The sequence below is a fragment of the Cytobacillus solani genome (assembly GCF_006704205.1).
Taxonomy (GTDB): Bacteria; Bacillota; Bacilli; order Bacillales; family Cytobacillaceae; genus Cytobacillus; species Cytobacillus solani.
On record NZ_CP041305.1, the window covers coordinates 3987593 to 4005744 of the forward strand.

Annotated in this window: 22 protein-coding genes; 16 read left to right on the forward strand and 6 right to left on the reverse strand. The window is 35.9% G+C overall.

What is annotated here, in order from left to right; translation table 11 throughout:
- Nucleotides 1–42 precede the first annotated feature (42 nt).
- From FI644_RS20040 to clpP, 5 genes are all read left to right on the forward strand, one after another.
- Entirely contained in the window at nt 43–726 is a 684-nt protein-coding gene (locus FI644_RS20040) for an ABC transporter ATP-binding protein (RefSeq protein ID WP_142108753.1), read from the forward strand.
- Complete coding sequence (locus FI644_RS20045; RefSeq protein WP_053476472.1) at nt 723–3311, forward strand: ABC transporter permease; 2589 nt, start codon at nt 723–725, stop codon at nt 3309–3311. The genes FI644_RS20040 and FI644_RS20045 overlap by 4 nt, the downstream gene beginning before the upstream one ends.
- 114 nt (nt 3312–3425) lie before the next feature.
- Entirely contained in the window at nt 3426–4151 is a 726-nt protein-coding gene (locus FI644_RS20050) for a (S)-benzoin forming benzil reductase (protein WP_053476471.1), read from the forward strand.
- Between the two features lie 262 nt (nt 4152–4413).
- Complete coding sequence (locus tag FI644_RS20055) at nt 4414–5106, forward strand: sigma-70 family RNA polymerase sigma factor (protein ID WP_053476470.1); 693 nt, start codon at nt 4414–4416, stop codon at nt 5104–5106.
- 17 nt (nt 5107–5123) lie between these two features.
- Nucleotides 5124–5705, forward strand: coding sequence for an ATP-dependent Clp endopeptidase proteolytic subunit ClpP (clpP, locus tag FI644_RS20060; protein ID WP_053476469.1), 582 nt, complete (start codon nt 5124–5126; stop codon nt 5703–5705).
- 84 nt (nt 5706–5789) lie between these two features.
- Here the strand turns inward: clpP and FI644_RS26445 are convergent, their stop codons facing one another.
- Both FI644_RS26445 and FI644_RS26450 read right to left on the reverse strand, forming a co-directional pair.
- The gene (locus FI644_RS26445; protein WP_156319128.1) at nt 5790–5963 is read right to left on the reverse strand and encodes a hypothetical protein; all 174 of its coding nucleotides are present in this window, start codon (nt 5961–5963) and stop codon (nt 5790–5792) included.
- A 24-nt stretch (nt 5964–5987) separates the two neighbouring features.
- Entirely contained in the window at nt 5988–6128 is a 141-nt protein-coding gene (locus FI644_RS26450) for a hypothetical protein (RefSeq protein WP_156319127.1), read from the reverse strand.
- A gap of 345 nt (nt 6129–6473) precedes the next feature.
- Here FI644_RS26450 and FI644_RS20065 point away from each other — a divergent pair, with 345 nt between their 5' ends.
- From FI644_RS20065 to FI644_RS20090, 6 genes are all read left to right on the forward strand, one after another.
- Nucleotides 6474–7196, forward strand: a complete 723-nt coding sequence (locus FI644_RS20065; protein ID WP_246067090.1) for a class I SAM-dependent methyltransferase — start codon at nt 6474–6476, stop codon at nt 7194–7196.
- A gap of 1006 nt (nt 7197–8202) precedes the next feature.
- The gene (locus FI644_RS20070; protein WP_053476468.1) at nt 8203–8541 is read left to right on the forward strand and encodes a DnaJ family domain-containing protein; all 339 of its coding nucleotides are present in this window, start codon (nt 8203–8205) and stop codon (nt 8539–8541) included.
- A 98-nt stretch (nt 8542–8639) separates the two neighbouring features.
- Nucleotides 8640–8900, forward strand: a complete 261-nt coding sequence (locus tag FI644_RS20075; protein WP_053476467.1) for a hypothetical protein — start codon at nt 8640–8642, stop codon at nt 8898–8900.
- A 129-nt stretch (nt 8901–9029) separates the two neighbouring features.
- On the forward strand, nt 9030–9425 hold the full coding sequence (locus FI644_RS20080) for a group-specific protein (protein ID WP_321172061.1): 396 nt from the start codon (nt 9030–9032) through the stop codon (nt 9423–9425).
- A 16-nt stretch (nt 9426–9441) separates the two neighbouring features.
- Nucleotides 9442–9957, forward strand: a complete 516-nt coding sequence (locus tag FI644_RS20085; RefSeq protein WP_053477558.1) for an RNA polymerase sigma factor — start codon at nt 9442–9444, stop codon at nt 9955–9957.
- Entirely contained in the window at nt 9938–10189 is a 252-nt protein-coding gene (locus FI644_RS20090; protein ID WP_053476465.1) for a hypothetical protein, read from the forward strand. The genes FI644_RS20085 and FI644_RS20090 overlap by 20 nt, the downstream gene beginning before the upstream one ends.
- 77 nt (nt 10190–10266) lie before the next feature.
- Here FI644_RS20090 and FI644_RS20095 read toward each other — a convergent pair whose 3' ends face one another.
- Both FI644_RS20095 and FI644_RS20100 read right to left on the reverse strand, forming a co-directional pair.
- Nucleotides 10267–11640 (reverse strand): MDR family MFS transporter, encoded by a 1374-nt coding sequence (locus FI644_RS20095; RefSeq protein WP_053476464.1) that lies wholly within the window; start codon nt 11638–11640, stop codon nt 10267–10269.
- A gap of 234 nt (nt 11641–11874) precedes the next feature.
- Entirely contained in the window at nt 11875–12372 is a 498-nt protein-coding gene (locus FI644_RS20100) for a DUF6985 domain-containing protein (protein WP_053476463.1), read from the reverse strand.
- Between the two features lie 342 nt (nt 12373–12714).
- Between FI644_RS20100 and psiE the strand changes: the two genes are divergently transcribed.
- From psiE to FI644_RS20125, 5 genes are all read left to right on the forward strand, one after another.
- On the forward strand, nt 12715–13125 hold the full coding sequence (gene psiE / locus FI644_RS20105) for a phosphate-starvation-inducible protein PsiE (RefSeq protein ID WP_053476462.1): 411 nt from the start codon (nt 12715–12717) through the stop codon (nt 13123–13125).
- Between the two features lie 296 nt (nt 13126–13421).
- Nucleotides 13422–13988, forward strand: a complete 567-nt coding sequence (locus tag FI644_RS20110; protein WP_053476461.1) for a sigma-70 family RNA polymerase sigma factor — start codon at nt 13422–13424, stop codon at nt 13986–13988.
- On the forward strand, nt 13985–15103 hold the full coding sequence (locus FI644_RS20115) for a DUF4179 domain-containing protein (RefSeq protein WP_053476460.1): 1119 nt from the start codon (nt 13985–13987) through the stop codon (nt 15101–15103). Before FI644_RS20110 ends, FI644_RS20115 begins: the two co-directional genes overlap by 4 nt.
- A gap of 411 nt (nt 15104–15514) precedes the next feature.
- Nucleotides 15515–16282 (forward strand): 3-hydroxyacyl-CoA dehydrogenase, encoded by a 768-nt coding sequence (locus FI644_RS20120; RefSeq protein ID WP_142108755.1) that lies wholly within the window; start codon nt 15515–15517, stop codon nt 16280–16282.
- A gap of 87 nt (nt 16283–16369) precedes the next feature.
- Nucleotides 16370–17023, forward strand: a complete 654-nt coding sequence (locus FI644_RS20125) for an HAD family hydrolase (RefSeq protein ID WP_056685150.1) — start codon at nt 16370–16372, stop codon at nt 17021–17023.
- A 297-nt stretch (nt 17024–17320) separates the two neighbouring features.
- Here FI644_RS20125 and FI644_RS20130 read toward each other — a convergent pair whose 3' ends face one another.
- Entirely contained in the window at nt 17321–17551 is a 231-nt protein-coding gene (locus tag FI644_RS20130; RefSeq protein WP_053476458.1) for a ricin-type beta-trefoil lectin domain protein, read from the reverse strand.
- 21 nt (nt 17552–17572) lie between these two features.
- The gene (locus FI644_RS20135; protein ID WP_142108756.1) at nt 17573–18130 is read right to left on the reverse strand and encodes an isochorismatase family protein; all 558 of its coding nucleotides are present in this window, start codon (nt 18128–18130) and stop codon (nt 17573–17575) included.
- Between the last annotated feature and the right edge of the window lie 22 nt (nt 18131–18152).

Consider the following 18152-nt stretch of genomic DNA (forward strand, 5'->3'; position numbering starts at 1 on the left):
GCAGATAAACTAGTACCATCAGCAAAACATGGAGGGATATCAATGGATATTTTAAAAATAGAGAATCTGTCTAAAATTTACGGAAAAGGGGAAACGGCAGTAAAGGCACTTGATGATGTTTCATTTTCGATCAAGAAAGGGGAGTTTGTCGCGATTATTGGTCCGTCTGGATCTGGTAAATCTACCTTGCTTCACATGCTTGGAGGAGTAGACAGACCGACAAAAGGAAAGGTGCTTGTTGATAACACAGATATTTATCAGCTAAATGAAACTCAGCTTGCTATTTTCAGGCGCAGACAAATTGGCTTAATCTATCAATTTTATAATCTTATCCCTGTTCTAACAGTAGAGGAAAATATTACTCTCCCATTGCTGTTGGATGAACATAAAGTTGATAAGAAGCAATTCAAAGAGGTTGTAAACATACTAAATCTGCAAAACCGTTTAACTCATCTTCCTAATCAGCTTTCTGGCGGACAGCAGCAAAGGGTTTCGATCGGCAGAGCTTTGATTAGCCATCCTGCGATTATGCTGGCAGACGAGCCAACAGGCAATCTTGACAGTAAAAATAGCAGTGAAATCATTGATCTTTTAAAAATGTTTAATAAAACCTATAACCAAACACTTATTGTGATTACCCATGATGAACGAATTGCATTGCAAGCGGATCGAGTCATAACCATTGAAGACGGAAGGATTGCCAATGATGAGGTGATTCGTCCATGAATATCGTGAATAAATTAACGATTAGGCATTTGAAGCAAAATAAGAAACGGACACTTGTGACAATTATTGGTGTCATTATTTCTGTTGCAATGGTAACAGCTGTTGCAACGCTCGGATTCTCGTTTATGGATCTGATGCAAAGACAGACAATTGCAAGCGATGGAGAATGGCATGTTCAATATAAGAACGTCAATCAAGATCAGCTCCAAGCAATTACAGCGGATGAAGAAACGGAAAAAGTGATCCTATCAAGGGATATTGGCTATGCATTCTTAGAAGGAAGTGATAATGATTACAAGCCGTATGTATTTGTGAAAGAATACAATGATGATGGCTTCAAGCAGTTCCCTATAGAATTAAGTCAAGGAAGACTTCCAGAGTCACCGAATGAAGTTGTCCTTTCAGAAGAAATTGCTTTAAATTCGAAAGTTGAGTATAACATGGGGGATTCATTGCTCCTTGAAGTGGGTGACCGGATAAGTCCAAATGGAGACAAAATACTAACACAAAATGACCTATTGCAAATAGAAAATGGGGAATTGCTTGAAAGCTTAAATATTGAGCAAACAAAAAATTACACTATTGTCGGTTTTATCAAGCGTCCCACATGGGAGCCGGCATGGTCACCAGGTTATACGATTCTCACATATTTGGATGAGCATGCGATCTCGGAAAAAAATACCGTAAATGCAACCGTCGTACTAAAGAAAGTTAAGCGTTCATTATATGATCATGCGGAAAAATTGGCGAAGAAGAATAATATTCCGACAAAATCTATTGCCTATAATAATGATTTGCTGCATTATTATGGTTTGACAAATAATAATGGACTTAAGAATACGCTTCTTTCTTTATCAGTCATTATTATGGCAGTCATTATTATTGGATCAGTTTCATTGATCTATAATGCCTTTGCCATTTCCGTCTCGGAACGATCTCGTCACTTAGGAATGCTTTCAAGTGTTGGAGCGACGAAACGGCAGAAGAGAAATTCTGTGTTTTTTGAAGGCGTGATTATTGGTTTAATCAGTATTCCTATAGGGATTGTTAGCGGACTTGCTGGCATCGGGATTACTTTTTTGTTTATTAACTCGATTATTCAGGGTGCTCTAGGGGTTACTGAAAAGTTAATGGTTACTGTCACACCAGTCTCTATTCTTATTGCCTGTGGCGTTTCTGCAATAACCATTTTTATTTCAACTTTTGTCCCAGCAATGAGAGCATCAAAAATTTCTGCTATTGATGCCATTCGACAAACAGCAGATGTGAAGCTAACTGGGGAAGCAGTAAAAACGTCAAAATTCATACGTAGGCTTTTCGGCATTGAAGCAGAAATCGGTTTGAAAAACTTAAAGAGAAACAAACGCAGATACCGGGCAACAATTTTTTCTTTAGTAATTAGTATTGTTTTATTTTTATCCGTGTCTTATTTTACAGCGAGCTTGAAGAAATCATTAGAATTGTCGCAGTCCGGTGTAGAATTTGATATACAGGTTTCTATTGAAGATGAAAGAGATGACCTAATAGAAAAAATTACATCCCTAGGGGATGTGAATGAATTTAATGTGATTAAAGAATTAAGCGCGACCTCAATGATAAAAGAATCTGCAATTGCCAATGAATTAAAGGTAATGGTAGAGGCTGGGGAAACCTCCCTAGAAAATGGGAAGTATTCGTATTATATTCGATTACATGCACTAGGTGAAGATGCCTTGAAATCATATGCGAAAGTAACAGGCACGGATGTTGAGAAGCTTAACAATCCAGAGCATATCGCAGGTATTATTGTTGATACAATTACGTATGAAGATATGAATGCAGGAAAGTTTGTTGAAACAAAAGCGATTCATACGAAAATTGGGGAAAAAATTAATTTACTTTATGCAGATTGGGAAACTGGAGAGCAGACGAAGCTCGAAAATATTGAAGTGGCAGCAACGACTGATCAATACCCTATGGGCGTTCAATCAGGAGGAGTTGGCGGATTAGATATCATTGTTTCTGAACAAGTGATGAAAAAGCTGACTGATCAGCTTCCTAATCCGGAAATTGCCACCTCCATTTATTTGAAAAGCTCAGATCCGATGAAAACGCAGCAGGAAATGGAAGAGATGAAGGAAAATGGGCTATCTATTTATAATGTTTTTCAACAGAGACAACAGGAAGAGCAAATGATTATGCTTATGTCCGTTTTTACTTATGGATTTATTGTCTTAATTACGGCTATCTCGATTGCAAATATTTTTAACACAATCTCGACAAGCATTGCCCTTCGAAAACGTGAATTTGCGATGCTAAAATCAGTTGGAATGACACCAAAGGGCTTTAATAAAATGATTAATTATGAAAGCATCTTTTATGGAGTCAACTCATTACTCTTTGGACTCCCAATTAGCATCATCGTCATGTATTTAATTTATAAGGGAACGATGAACAGCTTTTCTTACGCATTCTCCCTCCCTTGGGTCAGTATATTGTATTGTCTAATTGCGGTCTTTGTCATCGTCATTTCTGCCATGCTTTACTCAAGTACAAAAGTGAAAAAAGAAAATATTATCGACGGATTGAAGCAGGAGAGTATATAGAGTTCCAAATAAGAAGATGAGTTTCTACAGTATGTGGGATTCATCTTCCTTTTTTTATGAATGATGTGTTACCTTCATATATAGCTACATATTGTAAAAAAGGGGAGAAGACAAATGAACGTCTATATCATAACAGGTGCATCAAAAGGAATCGGGTTTGAACTTGCAAAACAATTGAGCGAAGCAGGGGAGTATGTTATTGGAGTTGCACGAACAGATACAAGTCTAAAGGGAGTAAAATGTTATCAGGCAGATTTATCTGTGTTAGAGAAATTAGAATCACTTATGAGTGATATCGTTGCCTCTGTCCCGCAAGAGGTAGAATCCTTCACACTTATAAATAATGCAGGAATGGTTGATCCCATTGGAATAATTGGTACTGTACATGCTGCAGAAATGGCAAAGGCAATGGCAGTTAATTTAACCGCACCCATGATTATTTCTAATGTGTTTATCTCAAAGCTGGAGAATTATAACGGGAAAAAGCAAATTGTTAATATCTCTTCTGGAGCAGGCAGAAATCCATATGAAGGCTGGGGAACGTACTGCACGACAAAAGCAGGTTTGGACCATTTTTCAAGGGTTATTGCTCTTGAGCAAGAAAATGCAGAATATCCAGTCGAAATTATTTCGATTGCCCCAGGGATTATCGACACCGGCATGCAGGAAGCCATACGCGCTAGCAGTGAAGAGGCATTCCCACTCTTAGACCGGTTCATTGATTATAAAGAACAAGGAAAGCTAGTCAGTGCGGAGGAAACTGCAAAGAAACTTATATCAATTATAGAAAATGGCAATTTTAATGAGATCGGTCCCATTGCTGATATTCGGAATTTTTAAGTGTAAGGGTGATTGTTAAGGGGAAAAAGGCAAGTAGCGGTAAACATAAGAGCATGATGATGCCCGAAAACAAGAAAAAAGGGATCAGCGGTAATAATAGGAGTTTTATGATGCCAAAAAAAGAATATGTCAAAAGTGGTAATAAGAACTCACTTAGCTAAATAGAGTAAGTAAAATAAAAGTAAGTTTTTTTTCGTACCCGTATCTTTCTTCCCTCCTATATCCGTTATAAAGGCAAGGAGGTTCAAAAGGAGTGAATAGAATGGTTTCTAATAAAAGCTTGTTTGCCAATGAAGGGGTTCAGATAGAGAAAGGAAGTAGTCACTTGAATCAGCTGTATCCAGGCCTTTTGCGGTATTGTCGTTTTTTAGCGAAAAACAAATGGGATGCTGACGACCTTGTTCAGGAATCAGTCTTAAAAGCGATTCAGCATTATCATTCTTCCGATGTAAGTCCTGCACTTTTGAACAAAATCGCTTACCATCAATGGATTGATACCATTAGAAAAAGAAATCGCGAAGTTGTTGGAGTGCTCGAGGATCAATCGGGGAAGGTTGATGCAATTAGCACAGATGAACTGCTTGATACAGTAAAGCTATTAGTAAATAATTTAACACCAAAACAAGCAATCATTTTCTTATTGAAAGAGGCTTTCAGCTACCAAACAAAGGAAATTGCTGATTTGCTGGATACAACAGAAATGGCTGTGAAAGCGATCATCCATAGAACAAGGAAACGGCTGGAGAAGGAAACGAACCTGCAATCAGTGGATTCCTACTGGTGTGAGGAAGAAAGGGAAATGATAGGGAATCTGATATATCAATCCTTACAATCTGAAGACCCATCCATTTTAATTGAGTATGTATCTGACATTCCTCCATTGGCAGAAGTCCCTAAGCTTGCTAAGAAAACGTATACTCAATCTCCTATTGACCTTTATAGTTTCGCAGCATAATAAAGGGAGGAATTTTTATGGGTACGATTCCATATGTGATTGAACATTCCAATCGTGGGGAACGATCTTATGATATTTACTCACGTCTATTGAAAGACCGAATCATCATTATTGGCGAAGAAATTAATGAGCAGGTTGCAAACAGTGTCATTGCCCAGCTATTGTTTTTAGAAGCTGACAATGCAGAAAAAGATATTTCCATTTATATTAATAGCCCTGGCGGCTCGACAACTGCAGGCTTTGCGATTTTTGATACAATGGAGTACATTAAACCAGATGTAAGCACGATTTGTATGGGAATGGCTGCATCATTTGGAGCATTGCTGCTTATCGCTGGTACGAAGGGAAAAAGGTATGCCCTTCCAAACAGCGAGATTATGATCCATCAGCCGCTTGGCGGTGTAAGAGGACAGGCAACAGAAATTGAAATCTCTGCACGAAGAATTCTCAAACTCCGTGATCATGTCAATGGAATTATTGCCGATCGCACCGGACAGCCGGTTGAAAAAATCGCTAAAGACAGTGACCGTGATTTCTATATGACTGCCCAGGAAGCACTGGAATATGGGATTATTGATAAAATTATTACCAAAAAATAAAGGAACCTATTATTAGGCTATGTTAAAGCTTAATGCTGATTTGTAAGTGAAATGAAAGGAAGCCATTACAGTGGCTTCCAATTTTTATCTATTGCTTCCATTTAAGCTATCATTGTATATTTGTATCCATTTTTTACGCTTTGAAAGAAAGATTGAAAGCAAAACAACCTCACCCACAACTATTAAACTTAATCCTAAAACTAAACCACCAAAAAACAAAAATTCATTAACTTCCCAAGAGAAGAAAAACCAACCCATTATCCCAAACACACCTAATGCTAACTAAATTGTCCCCGCAATTAGGGCTTGTGGCAGAAAGAGACCTGTTTTCTTAATCATAGCGGAACCATATTTAAAGCTTATAAATAATGCTGCCATCAAAAAAATCACATATATCATCATAACAATATCTATCTTATTCACTCGTTAAACCCCCCTTAAAACGATTTTACCATAAAGTACCATTCTCTTTTTGGATTGTAAAAAGTTAGGGTGAACATTTAATTTTGGTAGAGGTAAACTGTACATTAATGACCGTCATTTCAAATGCAAATGATATCAATAAAAATTCCTGGCTGGTATGTTTGTACTTTCGTTACTGCTATTCTCTACTAATAAGTACAACCTATTATTTAAACAACGGTAAGGAGTAAAGTTCTTTTTTTTGTATAAAGTTAAATGTTAGAATTTGTGGTAAAATTTAGAAAAGGGAGAGTGTGTATGTTAGTAGATAATTTTGAAGAATAGGAGGACCCAAAGGCTTACGATATTGAAAACGAAACGTATAAAGAGGACCTTCCTTTTCTAATGAAGTGGGCTGCGAAGATAGACGGAACGATTATCGATCTAGCTTGCGGGACAGGCAGTGTAACGATTCCGCTAGCTAAAAAAGGATACAAGCTAGTAGGTGTGGACATTCATAAGGGAATGCTAGCTGAAGCAAGGAGAAAATCAGCTAATCAACATTTGCCAATCAAATGGATTGAACAGGATTGTACGAATCTCCATTTGAATGCAAAAAGCAGGTTCATTTTTACAGTTGGCAACTCATTTCAGCATTTTCTAATGAATAAATCACAGGATGGATTATTGGACTCTGTGAATAGACATTTGGAATTGGGCGGAATATTTATCTTCGGCACACGGTTTCCAAGTGCTGAGGCGCTGCTCCAGCCAAGTACAGAAGAATATTGGAAAACATATGTAGACAACGATACGATGAATAAAGTGGATGTATACACGATAAGTAAGTATGACCCCCTTACCCAAGTTCAACATTATATAACGATTAGAAGAATGATAAATAAAGCGGGAGAAATAATTGAAGAAAAAAAGACAAATATACTTTTGCGCTATACGTACCCGAGAGAAATGGAACGCATTTTATCTGCAAACGGCTTTGAAATTGTTGATCTGTATCAAGATTGGAATGAAACGTCAATAACTGATGACAGTACGCAAATGGTATATGTTTGTAAGAAAGTAAAGTGATCCATTAATGATGAGGGTTAGAAATGTATGTGAAAATGTACTAAATTCCTTTTTTGACTTTCTTTTAGCTCCATTTAATTTATTTCTAATCGCCGTTTGTATTGTGATTGTTGCCATTATAAGAGTTTATTTTTTAAAATAAAGAAAACAGTGGTGATAGCTGTAACGGATGTTGCAATAGGAACAATCCTCATTTTCAACCAAATGAAATACACCACCTATGAAAAGTAATTTGCAAATCAACTCAGTAGAGCTGCTTGTTTCCCATTTTTAAAGAATTCGAGTGAATAGTGTACTCAATAGGACTGCTTGTTTCCCGTTTCTAAAGAATTCGAGTGAATAGTGTACTCAATAGAGCTGCTTGTTTCCTATTTTTACAAAATTCAAGTGGATTCTGTACTCAATAAGGCTGCTTGTTTCCCATTTTTAAAGAATTCGAGTAAATAGTGTATTCAATAGGACTGCTTGTTTCCCGTTTCTAAAGAATTCGAGTGAATAGTGTACTCAATAGAGCTGCTTGTTTCCTATTTTTACAAAATTCAAGTGGATTCTGTACTCAATAAGGCTGCTTGTTTCCCATTTTTAAAGAATTCGAGTAAATAGTGTATTCAATAGGACTGCTTGTTTCCCGTTTCTAAAGAATTCGAGTGAATAGTGTACTCAATAGAGCTGCTTGTTTCCTATTTTTACAAAATTCAAGTGAATACTGTACTTAATAGGGCTGGTTGTCTCCGATTTACAAGAACTCTATCAAATGTGTCTTCATTAAGGTTGATAGGTGCCAATTATCCAAAGTCCAAGTGATTTTTAAATATCCATAGCTTTTTTGTGAAATTCTCATAATTATTCTTTCGGCTCACCATTTTCAGCATATACTGGATAGACGCTGGACTCAAGTGACCAGGACGAGGAGGTAGGCTCCTTGTCCCATTAATTATATGGGACAGTAAACGTGACTCTCTGTCCCAAAAAGGGATTGACTAGTTAGATAATAAGGAGAGGTTCTATGGACAGGGAATACAATGATCTAATAGGTGAGATTTTGGAGCGTGCTGGTGAGAAAGATAATTTTGATTATAAAGGTAAAGGAAAGCCGCTATCTAAAGAATATTTGCAGATGGACACATTCCAGCACTTTCAAAAGATTGCAAAAGATGCTGGATATTTACCACAATGGGTGAAGCTGCAAAAGGAAATCTCCCAATTAGTCCATTCTTGTAAAACAAATAATGATGTAGAAGAGATTAATAAAAAAATCAAAAAATACAATAAGATTTGTCCACATCAATTACAAAAGGCACCTATAAGCTTGGAGCATATTGAAAAGTATAAGAAAATTTGGTAAAAGAACGGTTATGCTCTATTAATTATATTTTCAGGTACCGAGAAGGAGTATAAGAATCTGCTAAATAACTAAGCTAAATTATTGGGGGTAGGTAAAGCATGGAAGAATTTATGGGTCTTTTGTTAGGTGCTTTGAAGCTGTTTTATCCTTTACTTATAGCATCAGTCATATTTTTTATCTATGCACTTATAAAGCGATCTTGGAAACTGATGTTGATGAGTGCCATTTTACTTTATCCGGATGCTTGGTATTTTAGCGAGTCCCCACGATTTCCTTGGGCAATATTTGTTCCTCTTATTCAATTCGTATTAGCAATATTATTTTATCTAAAAAGAGAAAATTCAAGGGAAATTGATTGAAAGTTCATTCAGGAGGTATAAAAGGCTTTAATTTAAAAATATGGATAGCTTCTCCACAGCTAACATTCATTAATTGAAAAAAATTCACTTAAAATGAACTCTTTTCCCTTCTCATATGTAATGTAAGTAATGAGAGAAAAGGAGTTGTTACTAATGGATACTGGCTGGATTATTTCCCTGATTGTGGGTGGAGTGTTCATGGTGCTAATATTAGCGATTGCGATTCCAATGGATCGTAAACATATTGTCCGTGAGAATGGTAAAATCAATTTTAAGAAGACAAAAATATATTTACGCTGGAATGTTTTTGATACACTTACACTCTGTCTAGCTATTTATGCAATAATTTGTGTTCAAGTTCTAAATCTATTAATTTCGAACGGACAAAATGTAGAGAATAATTTTGTCCAGTTTTTTACGAATCAAGCACAAGTATGGACACTTGTATCAATGATTTACTTAATTTCAAGAGTTTCACTAACGCTAAAGGCGATTAAAGAGCGCTGGGGAGATCAAATTGATTGAGCGTGCAGATGAGTTAATGATTGCTTATCAAAATGGGGATGATGATGCATTGGCAGGTATTTATACCCTTTTAAAGCCTGCTTTATATTCGTTTATTTATCGATATACAAGGGATCAGCAATTATCGATTGATATCGTTCAAGATTCATTTGTAAAGCTTCAGCGTTACAAACATCATTATCATCCAGGCAAAGGGAAAATTAAATCCTATCTTTTTCAAATAGCTTACCGTTTATTGATAGATAAATTAAATCGGCGCAAAAAATGGCAATCGTTTATGCCTTTTCTTACCCCAATAACGAAAGAAGAACTTCATCATACAGATCGGCTGACGATTCGGGAAGCCATTTCAAATCTTCCTGATAAACAGCGGGCAGTCATTCTTTTATTCTATTATCATGATATGAAACATGAAGAAATTGCAGAAATACTTACTATACCAAAAGGTACGGTCAAATCGAGATTACACACAGCAATCCAAAGTTTAAAAGTAGAATTGGAGGATGATTTCAATGAATCACGATCCCTTTAAAAAAGAAAATCATCTTCGGACAAAGTTAGATGAATATCATTTGGATATACCCGATTTTCAAATGAAACCTAAAGGGAAAAGATGGGAGCGTATAATCAACTTTCTTGCCTCACCTGCTAAAGACCCATTAGAGCCACTAGTTTCAACAACAGCAGGGTTTACTGTATTGAAATTGGCCCCAATTATGGGAATGGCAGCCATCTCTATTATTCAGCTTTTCTTTTTCCTTTAAAAAAATAGGGACGAGGGGTCTGGCCCCTTGTCCCATCCATTTTATTTTCAGTTATATAAGACATTGAACATGTCCCTCTATCTTACGGCAAGTTCAGACTCTTTCTTTCTAATAAGTACACCTGTTACAACAAATGAACAGATGGCTAAGACAACGAGTAAGATAAATACGGAATGCAAGCTTGATTCTAATGCGGGTCCTTTTAGCTGATCACTTAGCAATAGACCGGAAACGGCGATTCCGATGGTTTGTCCTAAGTTTTTCATTAAATTATGTGATCCCATCGCAGCACCTCGGAGATGCCATTCAACAGCTGATTGTACGGCAACCGTAAATGCGGTAAAGGCTAGCCCAAAACCGAGTCCAATAAATGCGGTAACCACCATCATGATATGCACTGGCGTATTTGTCTGGAAGAATACAAATCCTGTACAGCTTAGAATAACCACTAAAGTACCTATTAAAGTAACATGGGCAATCGATTTATTTCCTAACCATTTTCCGCAAAAGATCGCTCCAATCGGCCATGTGACAGACATTGGCAGCATCGCGATTCCCGAATAGGTGGCATTTAAATTAGTTACTCCCTGAACCCATAATGGAATATAGAACGTTACCGTTACAAGGATAAAGCCTAATAAAAATCCGGCAATATTCGAAACGGTAATAAATGTATTTTTAAATAGAGAAAGTGGCAGCATGGGCTCTTTCCCTTTAGCTTCAATCCAAATAAAGAAGCAAAGACCAATAAGAGCAACAACAAGGTATGCAGTGATGCTTCCTGTTAATTGCTTGTGCTCTTTTAGCAGTGTTAGTGCGTATAAGAAGGATGTCATACATATGGCAAACATGAGAATCCCGGCATAGTCGATTATTTGCTTTTTCTTTTCAATTTGCTCTTTTAAAGAAACCCAAAGTAGGATTAATGAAATAATCCCAAATGGCAGATTCATGTAGAAAATCCAATGCCATGAGATGGTGTCGACAATAAACCCGCCGACAAGCGGACCTGCAATACCTGCAATTCCCCACATACTGCTGATCCAACCTTGAATTTTCGCTCGCTGTTTAAATTCAAATACATCTCCAATAATGGTGAATGGAATCGTTGTTAAGGCTCCAGCTCCAATCCCTTGAATCAATCGGAATAGAACAAGCTGTTCCATCGTTTGTGATAGTCCGGATAACATGGAACCAATGAGAAAGATAATTGTTCCAATAGTAAACATTAGCTTTCTGCCGTATAAATCAGCGAGTTTTCCAAATACTGGTGTGCTGATAACTGTAGCTAAAAGGTAAACAGATATTACCCAAGTATATAGCTCACTTCCGCCTAAATCTTCCACAATTTTTGGCATTGCCGTACTTACAATTGTGCCTTCAATTGCGGTCAGAAAGGTTGCAATTAACAAGGCAACAATAACGGATTTATGCTTTGTTTCGTTATTCAATTTTGTCTCCTCTTTTCTTACTTAATTCGCCAATAGAAAACCTTCCAATTGCAGAAAATTGGAAGGTGATTAATATGCATTATATAGTATAGCATGTTTTACTGAAAAAATTTATTTGAAATATTGTTTTTAATTAGCGTTAATAGATTTATAGAGAAAATAATAGAATATAGAGGATCTATTTATTTCCTTTTTGTAAGTAGTATGGATGAAATTAAAACATATCTCTAAAGATTACACAACAGCATCATCTATCGTTCCAACGGCAGCTATTTCTTCGTTTTTAAGTAGAATGCCTAATCCATGACCAGGTTCCCAACTGCATTCGAAAGTAATTCCCATTTTCCTTAAGCCTGCTTCTTCTCTATCGGCAATAAAGATGCCCATATCTGTTAATAAACTGCCAATCTCATTTTTATTTTTTAAAAATGGGGCATCATACACTTCACGATTATTTTGGTAGTATTCAAATATGGCAGTTTCTAGATTTGAGATGATTTCATGGCGTTTTTCCTGAAATTTCACCAATGCTTCAACTTGCTCTTCTTGGAAGTATCCTTTTGTATCTTCTTCAAATTCTACGACCTGTTCGAATTCTTCATCATATTCCAGGAAATCAATATTTGCTTCAAATGTCTTATTAAATATGGATATTTTTCTAACCTGCCTCCATACGCATTGTTCCTCTTCGAAATGAAACCTACCTAATAATACATGATTTATTTCTTTCATTAATAACCTCTCCCGTTCTAAAAACCCTTTCCTAATTATGGTAGTTCTTTAAAGGAACTTTTACAAGTAATATTCACTCACTTTATAAAACAGGAGTTAATAATACTAGGTATAAAATTTACTTATTCTGCACGGCAAGCCACCATCTACTGTAAAATATGTTTATATTTACTGCCTAGCTGCCCTAATTTAAAGTGAAATAGCTGCAAGGAGTTACTGAGAATATGGAAAAGATGTATGGTATCCTAATATATCTTTACATAAATTTTACGTAGTCTGGCTATCTTTATGTCTTAATTTCTTTTTAATATTAAAGAAAGGAAAGATAGGCAGGTGTATAGGATGAGAAGTGATTTTGAAAATAAAATTAAGTGGATCCCGTTAATATTACAAATCATTTTGAATGTTTCTCTAGTACTGTTGGCTGGGATTTTATCTGTTTTACTAGTAAAAGAGTTACTTGTTTTTTTTCAAATGCTTTTGAATAATGATAGCAATGACTATAAGCTTTTTCTTGCCAATATTCTTATCTTCTTTTTGTATTTTGAATTTATATCAATGATTGTAAAGTATTTTAAGGAGAATTATCATTTTCCGCTGAGATATTTTATCTATATTGGCATTACCGCGATGATTAGGTTAATTATTGTAGACCATGATCATCCCCTGAATACATTACTCTATTCAATTGTTATTTTAGTTTTAATATTTGGGTATTACATCATGTACATTACCCCTCGTGAAAAGAGGTAGATTCGCTTATTGCCTTTCATAGATCTCATGCAAAAATGTGACCAAAATTGTAAAGTGAATTTTACGAAGGAGCCTTGTCCAATTATTATTGGACAGGTTTTTTTAAATGATGGAATATCCTATTTTGTAGTTAAATGGAGTTAGTCTGCCAGATTCAATATTCTGATGCAAAATGTTTTTCGAACCGTAATGAGCGTTAAATAAAAATATATATTTTTTGAATTTGCGAGAAAAAATCTTTTTCATCACGTTGTATAGGTTGTAAAAGCTTTTACAAAAGAATAAGGGGAATTGATATGAAATGTAATGAAAACAATTATATCCAACGGTTGCAGCGTCAAAAGGAAGATGCGTTAGAGTTTATCGTTGATAAATATTTGCCATTAATGAAGGGGATTGCCTATAAGATCCTTTCCCCGCTTCAGAATGATGGAATTATTGAAGAATGTGTTAACGATATTTTTCTATCAATATGGAACCATTCAAAGAAATTTCAAGGAGATGCCATTGATTTTAGAAAATGGATATGCGCGATTGCTAAATTTAAAGCAATTGATTACTACCGAAGAACGAGTAATGGGAAGGAATTTTCTAGAGATATTATTGAGGAGACTGTTGAGAAATCAGCAGAGGATGAACTAGTAATTTTAGAAGATAAAACAGAATTAATCCGCTTAATTAATCAGTTAGAACCTGTTGACAGGAAGATTTTTATAATGAAATTCTACTTGGGTTTAAAAACGGAGGATATATCAAAAAAGCTTGGATTAACCGAATCTGCAATAAGCAATCGAATTTATCGGGGAAAAAAGAAACTGCATACAAAAGCAGCAAATCTTGATTTTGGAGGGAGTCTCGTATGAAGGATATTTATGAATTATTAAATGATATAGACATTGACGAAACTGAATTTGAAGAAATCGAAGTGGATGAACTGGAAAAGGCAAGAGTGAAAAAAGCATTAAAAAAATCAATCCGCCAAAAGAAAAAAAGAATGGGATGGAAAAAGAATGTAGCTGCAGCAGCCATTTTATGCGGCTTATCAGTAACCACCATTGGATTAACGTTTCCAGCATACGCTGGCAGTATCCCCGTTATTGGAGATATTTTTAGATTTTTGGATAATGGGCGTACAGGTCTTTATGATGATTACAAAGAATATTCGACAGAGATCAATATGACTGATGAAAGCAATGGCATTAGAGTGACGCTCAATGATGCAATCTTTGATGGAAAAACGATTTCATTAACTTATTCAATCGAAAGCGAGCAGGATTTAGGAGATCAGCCTATCTTAGAAGACTTCTTAGAAATTAAAGGAGTGAGCAGCCAATCAGGGAGTGCGCACATCTCAAAAGTGGACGACCACAATTATGTTGGCATCGTGACAGCTACTAATCTTGATCGTGATCAAGAAGATGTGGCTAAGATCAAGTGGGGGATCGATCGCATTACATTGCCAGATCAGCAATATAAAGAAATTAAAGGCAGTTGGAAGTTTGCTCTTGCTTTAGATGCAACTGAAAGAAAAGACTTTATTAGTGAGGGTAGTTCAGAACTTGCGGGAGTAAAGGTGAATATTGGAAAAATATCCTTCACTCCGATGTCATTCATTGTTTATTACGATCAGATCATTTCTAAGGAAGTTAGAGACAAATGGCATGCAGTAGATGTTGAAATTGAGATTAGAGATGATTTAGGAAACTCGTATTCCGGTGAAGGAAATGGCGGTTCAGGTGACGGCTATAACATGAACTGGAGTAAGACCTTTGAAAAACTAGATGAAAATGCATCAAAACTAATTATAACCCCTCAAATTATGTTAAGAGAACATACACCTGATAATTTCGGCTCAGTCGAAATCACGAAAGATGGACCAAAGGAAATTCCAATCCCTGAAAAACCAGGCAAAGGGAAAGAAGAATTTGTATTAGAGGATATAGTAATTGATATTAACGGGCTCTCAACTGAAGAATAAACAAGAAAAAAAAGGCAAATCAAAAAGTGTTAATCATTCATATTCATAATAAAAAAGGCAGGAAAATTTAAAAGAAATTTTCCTGTTTTTTCTTATGTTCTAAGTAAAATAACCTTCCTATGTAAGATAAATTATTTGTAAAATGAGGGGAGATCCTTCATTGGGGATATGAAGTCCCAACTTGAGTGGAAAATGTGCGAGAAGGTCCTTCATCGAGGGTATGAAGTCCCAACTTGAGTAGAATACGTGAGGGAAGGTCCTTCATCATTAGGTAGACTCTCCGTCTATACTATAATCTGACATCCTTTTGCCACTTTAACTAATAGTTTTAAAAATTCTAATTAGTATTGCAGGAGAATACATATATGAAATGGAAAACAGTAAGCAAACAACTAATTTGGGGGTTATCAAATGAACATAAAGCATTGTCGGGCGATTGTGACTGGCGGAGCTTCAGGTTTAGGGGAAGCAACGGTAAGAAATATTGTGAAAAAAGGGGGAAAAGCACTAATTCTTGATGTATCAGAAGAACGTGCTAAAAAGCTTAAAGTGGAGCTTGGCGATCAAGTTACATACAAAATAACGGATATTACAAATGAAACAAAAGTAAAGGAAGCAATTGACTTTGGCTGTGAACAGCTTGGTTATATCGACACTGTTATAAACTGCGCAGGCATTGGAAATGCAGCCAAGCTTCTAGGTCGTAAAGGTGTTCATGAGCTTGACATGTTCACGAAGGTGATTTCGATTAATTTAATTGGAACATTCAACGTGATTCGGCTGGCAGCGGAGCGGATGGTGCAAAATAAGGCGAATGAAAATGGCGAAAGAGGCGTCATCATTAATACGGCTTCCGTTGCTGCCTTCGAAGGGCAAATCGGCCAAGCGGCATACAGTGCATCAAAGGGTGGTGTTGTCAGCATGACAATACCGATCGCTAGAGAGCTTGCAGCATACGGCATTCGAGTGATGACAATTGCTCCCGGTCTATTCCATACCCCAATGTTTGATACTCTGCCAGAAGAAGCTAGAAATTCTTTAGGAAAAATGGTGCCATTCCCATCTAGATTAGGATTACCTGAAGAATATGCCATGCTGACAGAGAGTATTATTACTAATCCGATGCTGAATGGGGAAACTATTCGATTGGATGGCGGGATTCGGATGCAGCCGAGGTAAATGGGTACTAATGAAAAGTGAAGAGATGAGTCAGTGTAATGGAACTGATGAATGTTTTGACCAAAATAATATATTTGAGGTGTATAAATGTTAAAAGCTGTAATATTTGATTTTGATGGAACAATTGCAGATACTCTACCTGTTTGTTTTTATGCCTTCCAAGCAGTATTTAAGGAGTTTGATAACATAGAATATACAATTGATGAAATTAAAGGGATGTTTGGACCATCTGAGACAGGAATAATTACTGGAAATCTTCAAAATGAAAATCATAATGAGGCTATTGAACATTTTTATAAAAAATATGATGAAAAACATAGTGATCATAATTACTACAATGACGAAATGAATGAGTTATTGCAATATTTAAAGATGGAAGGCTACAAAATAGGGATTGTAACAGGGAAAGCAAGAAGAAGTTTAAATATTTCATTGAAGTATCTTAACATGGAGAATCTGTTTGATGTTGTTATTACAGGGGATGATGTATCCATGCCAAAACCTCATCCAGAAGGAATTAATAAGGCACTGGAGCAGCTTGGAATTTTAACTAGCGAAGCTATTTTTGTTGGGGACAGTGACGCCGATATTCAGGCAGGAATTCAAGCAAAGGTATTTTCAATCGGTGTACAGTGGCTTCCAAATTATCAAACTTCTGATTTTGCATTTCAGCCAAATCTTACTTTTTATAATGTGTCAAAATTCAAGGAAGCACTAGTAAAAAAGGAGATTCTTCTTTAAACACTGAATTTTTGGTTTAGTTGAACTCCAAAGAGATAAAAAAGCATTTGGGGATATATTTATCTTGTTGCTTCCTTATCTATATTATTTGTTTCCATCCGCATCTTTACTTTAACTTAAATATGAAAATAATAGGTGATCGAAAAAAAACGTAAAGGGATATTTAGCTGACTATTTTGGGATCCAGCTACTTATGATGGATCGCAGGGGAGAAGGGAAAATGTACGATTATCCCACTCCCCTACGACTCAGAAAAGTAAATTGATTATATAACAATTATCCGATTGTTCCTTTTTCTCAAGAACGCTCATTTCCTCTTTTAAAATTACCTGTGATCTTTGCTAATATCAATTGTACAGCCTTTTCATCCTCTGCATGTTTAATTTTCTCCAAACATCTTTCAGCTTCTTTTCCGCTTAAAATTCTCACTTGTTTCCCATAATATTCTATAAATAGTTTATTGTTTTTAGTGACTCGGTAGCTAAATGGAGCTTCGTCTAATCGATTCCTTTTATCAATCTTGTCCATGTAGGTCTCCACAAGGTTCAATCAACGGTAGTCATTATGGGTTGGTTTAAACAATTCCTCTTGAGTATTCCTGACCATGGAAAAATGATCAACATTGTAATGACCATGAAGGATTTTGTTATGATGGTTAATGATCTGTTCGGCATGCAGAATGGAAGAATTAGTTGTCGAATGACCATCCCCCACTAATGTGACATCAAAATGATTAACTGTTGCAGTCCTTACAGCAGTATCAATACAGTGTTCTGTTTTACATCCCATCAACACAAGATGTTCAATCTGATTATCCTTTAAAAAGCTTAATAATGGTGTGCCATAAAAAGAATTTGTCGCCTTCTTATCAAATATTTTTGCTGCTGAAGGTACCTTAATGTCTTGATGAATTTGAAATCCCACACCTCCCCCATTAGCTACATCTGTATCTCTAATAAAAACTACGATTGCATCTGATTCATACGCTTTTTCAATGGCAATATTAATGTTATTTACAAGTTTTTCTTTATTAAAAACACTTTCCTCTTTTTCATTTCCCTCAATTAATTCTTGCTGGGCATCGATGACTAGCAGTGCTTGCTTCAATAGAATGACCTCTTTTCATTTA

Excerpts from the sequence above, each read along its gene's own strand:
- FI644_RS20040 (WP_142108753.1), top strand. The coding sequence starts at position 43 with ATGGATATTTTAAAAATAGAGAATCTGTCTAAAATTTACGGAAAAGGG.
- FI644_RS20045 (WP_053476472.1), top strand. The coding sequence starts at position 723 with ATGAATATCGTGAATAAATTAACGATTAGGCATTTGAAGCAAAATAAG.
- FI644_RS20050 (WP_053476471.1), top strand. The coding sequence starts at position 3,426 with ATGAACGTCTATATCATAACAGGTGCATCAAAAGGAATCGGGTTTGAA.
- FI644_RS20055 (WP_053476470.1), top strand. The coding sequence starts at position 4,414 with ATGGTTTCTAATAAAAGCTTGTTTGCCAATGAAGGGGTTCAGATAGAG.
- clpP (WP_053476469.1), top strand. The coding sequence starts at position 5,124 with ATGGGTACGATTCCATATGTGATTGAACATTCCAATCGTGGGGAACGA.
- FI644_RS26445 (WP_156319128.1), bottom strand. The coding sequence starts at position 5,963 with ATGGGTTGGTTTTTCTTCTCTTGGGAAGTTAATGAATTTTTGTTTTTT.
- FI644_RS20070 (WP_053476468.1), top strand. The coding sequence starts at position 8,203 with ATGGACAGGGAATACAATGATCTAATAGGTGAGATTTTGGAGCGTGCT.
- FI644_RS20075 (WP_053476467.1), top strand. The coding sequence starts at position 8,640 with ATGGAAGAATTTATGGGTCTTTTGTTAGGTGCTTTGAAGCTGTTTTAT.
- FI644_RS20080 (WP_321172061.1), top strand. The coding sequence starts at position 9,030 with ATGAGAGAAAAGGAGTTGTTACTAATGGATACTGGCTGGATTATTTCC.
- FI644_RS20085 (WP_053477558.1), top strand. The coding sequence starts at position 9,442 with ATGATTGCTTATCAAAATGGGGATGATGATGCATTGGCAGGTATTTAT.
- FI644_RS20090 (WP_053476465.1), top strand. The coding sequence starts at position 9,938 with ATGAATCACGATCCCTTTAAAAAAGAAAATCATCTTCGGACAAAGTTA.
- FI644_RS20100 (WP_053476463.1), bottom strand. The coding sequence starts at position 12,372 with ATGAAAGAAATAAATCATGTATTATTAGGTAGGTTTCATTTCGAAGAG.
- psiE (WP_053476462.1), top strand. The coding sequence starts at position 12,715 with ATGAGAAGTGATTTTGAAAATAAAATTAAGTGGATCCCGTTAATATTA.
- FI644_RS20110 (WP_053476461.1), top strand. The coding sequence starts at position 13,422 with ATGAAATGTAATGAAAACAATTATATCCAACGGTTGCAGCGTCAAAAG.
- FI644_RS20115 (WP_053476460.1), top strand. The coding sequence starts at position 13,985 with ATGAAGGATATTTATGAATTATTAAATGATATAGACATTGACGAAACT.
- FI644_RS20120 (WP_142108755.1), top strand. The coding sequence starts at position 15,515 with ATGAACATAAAGCATTGTCGGGCGATTGTGACTGGCGGAGCTTCAGGT.
- FI644_RS20125 (WP_056685150.1), top strand. The coding sequence starts at position 16,370 with ATGTTAAAAGCTGTAATATTTGATTTTGATGGAACAATTGCAGATACT.
- FI644_RS20130 (WP_053476458.1), bottom strand. The coding sequence starts at position 17,551 with ATGGACAAGATTGATAAAAGGAATCGATTAGACGAAGCTCCATTTAGC.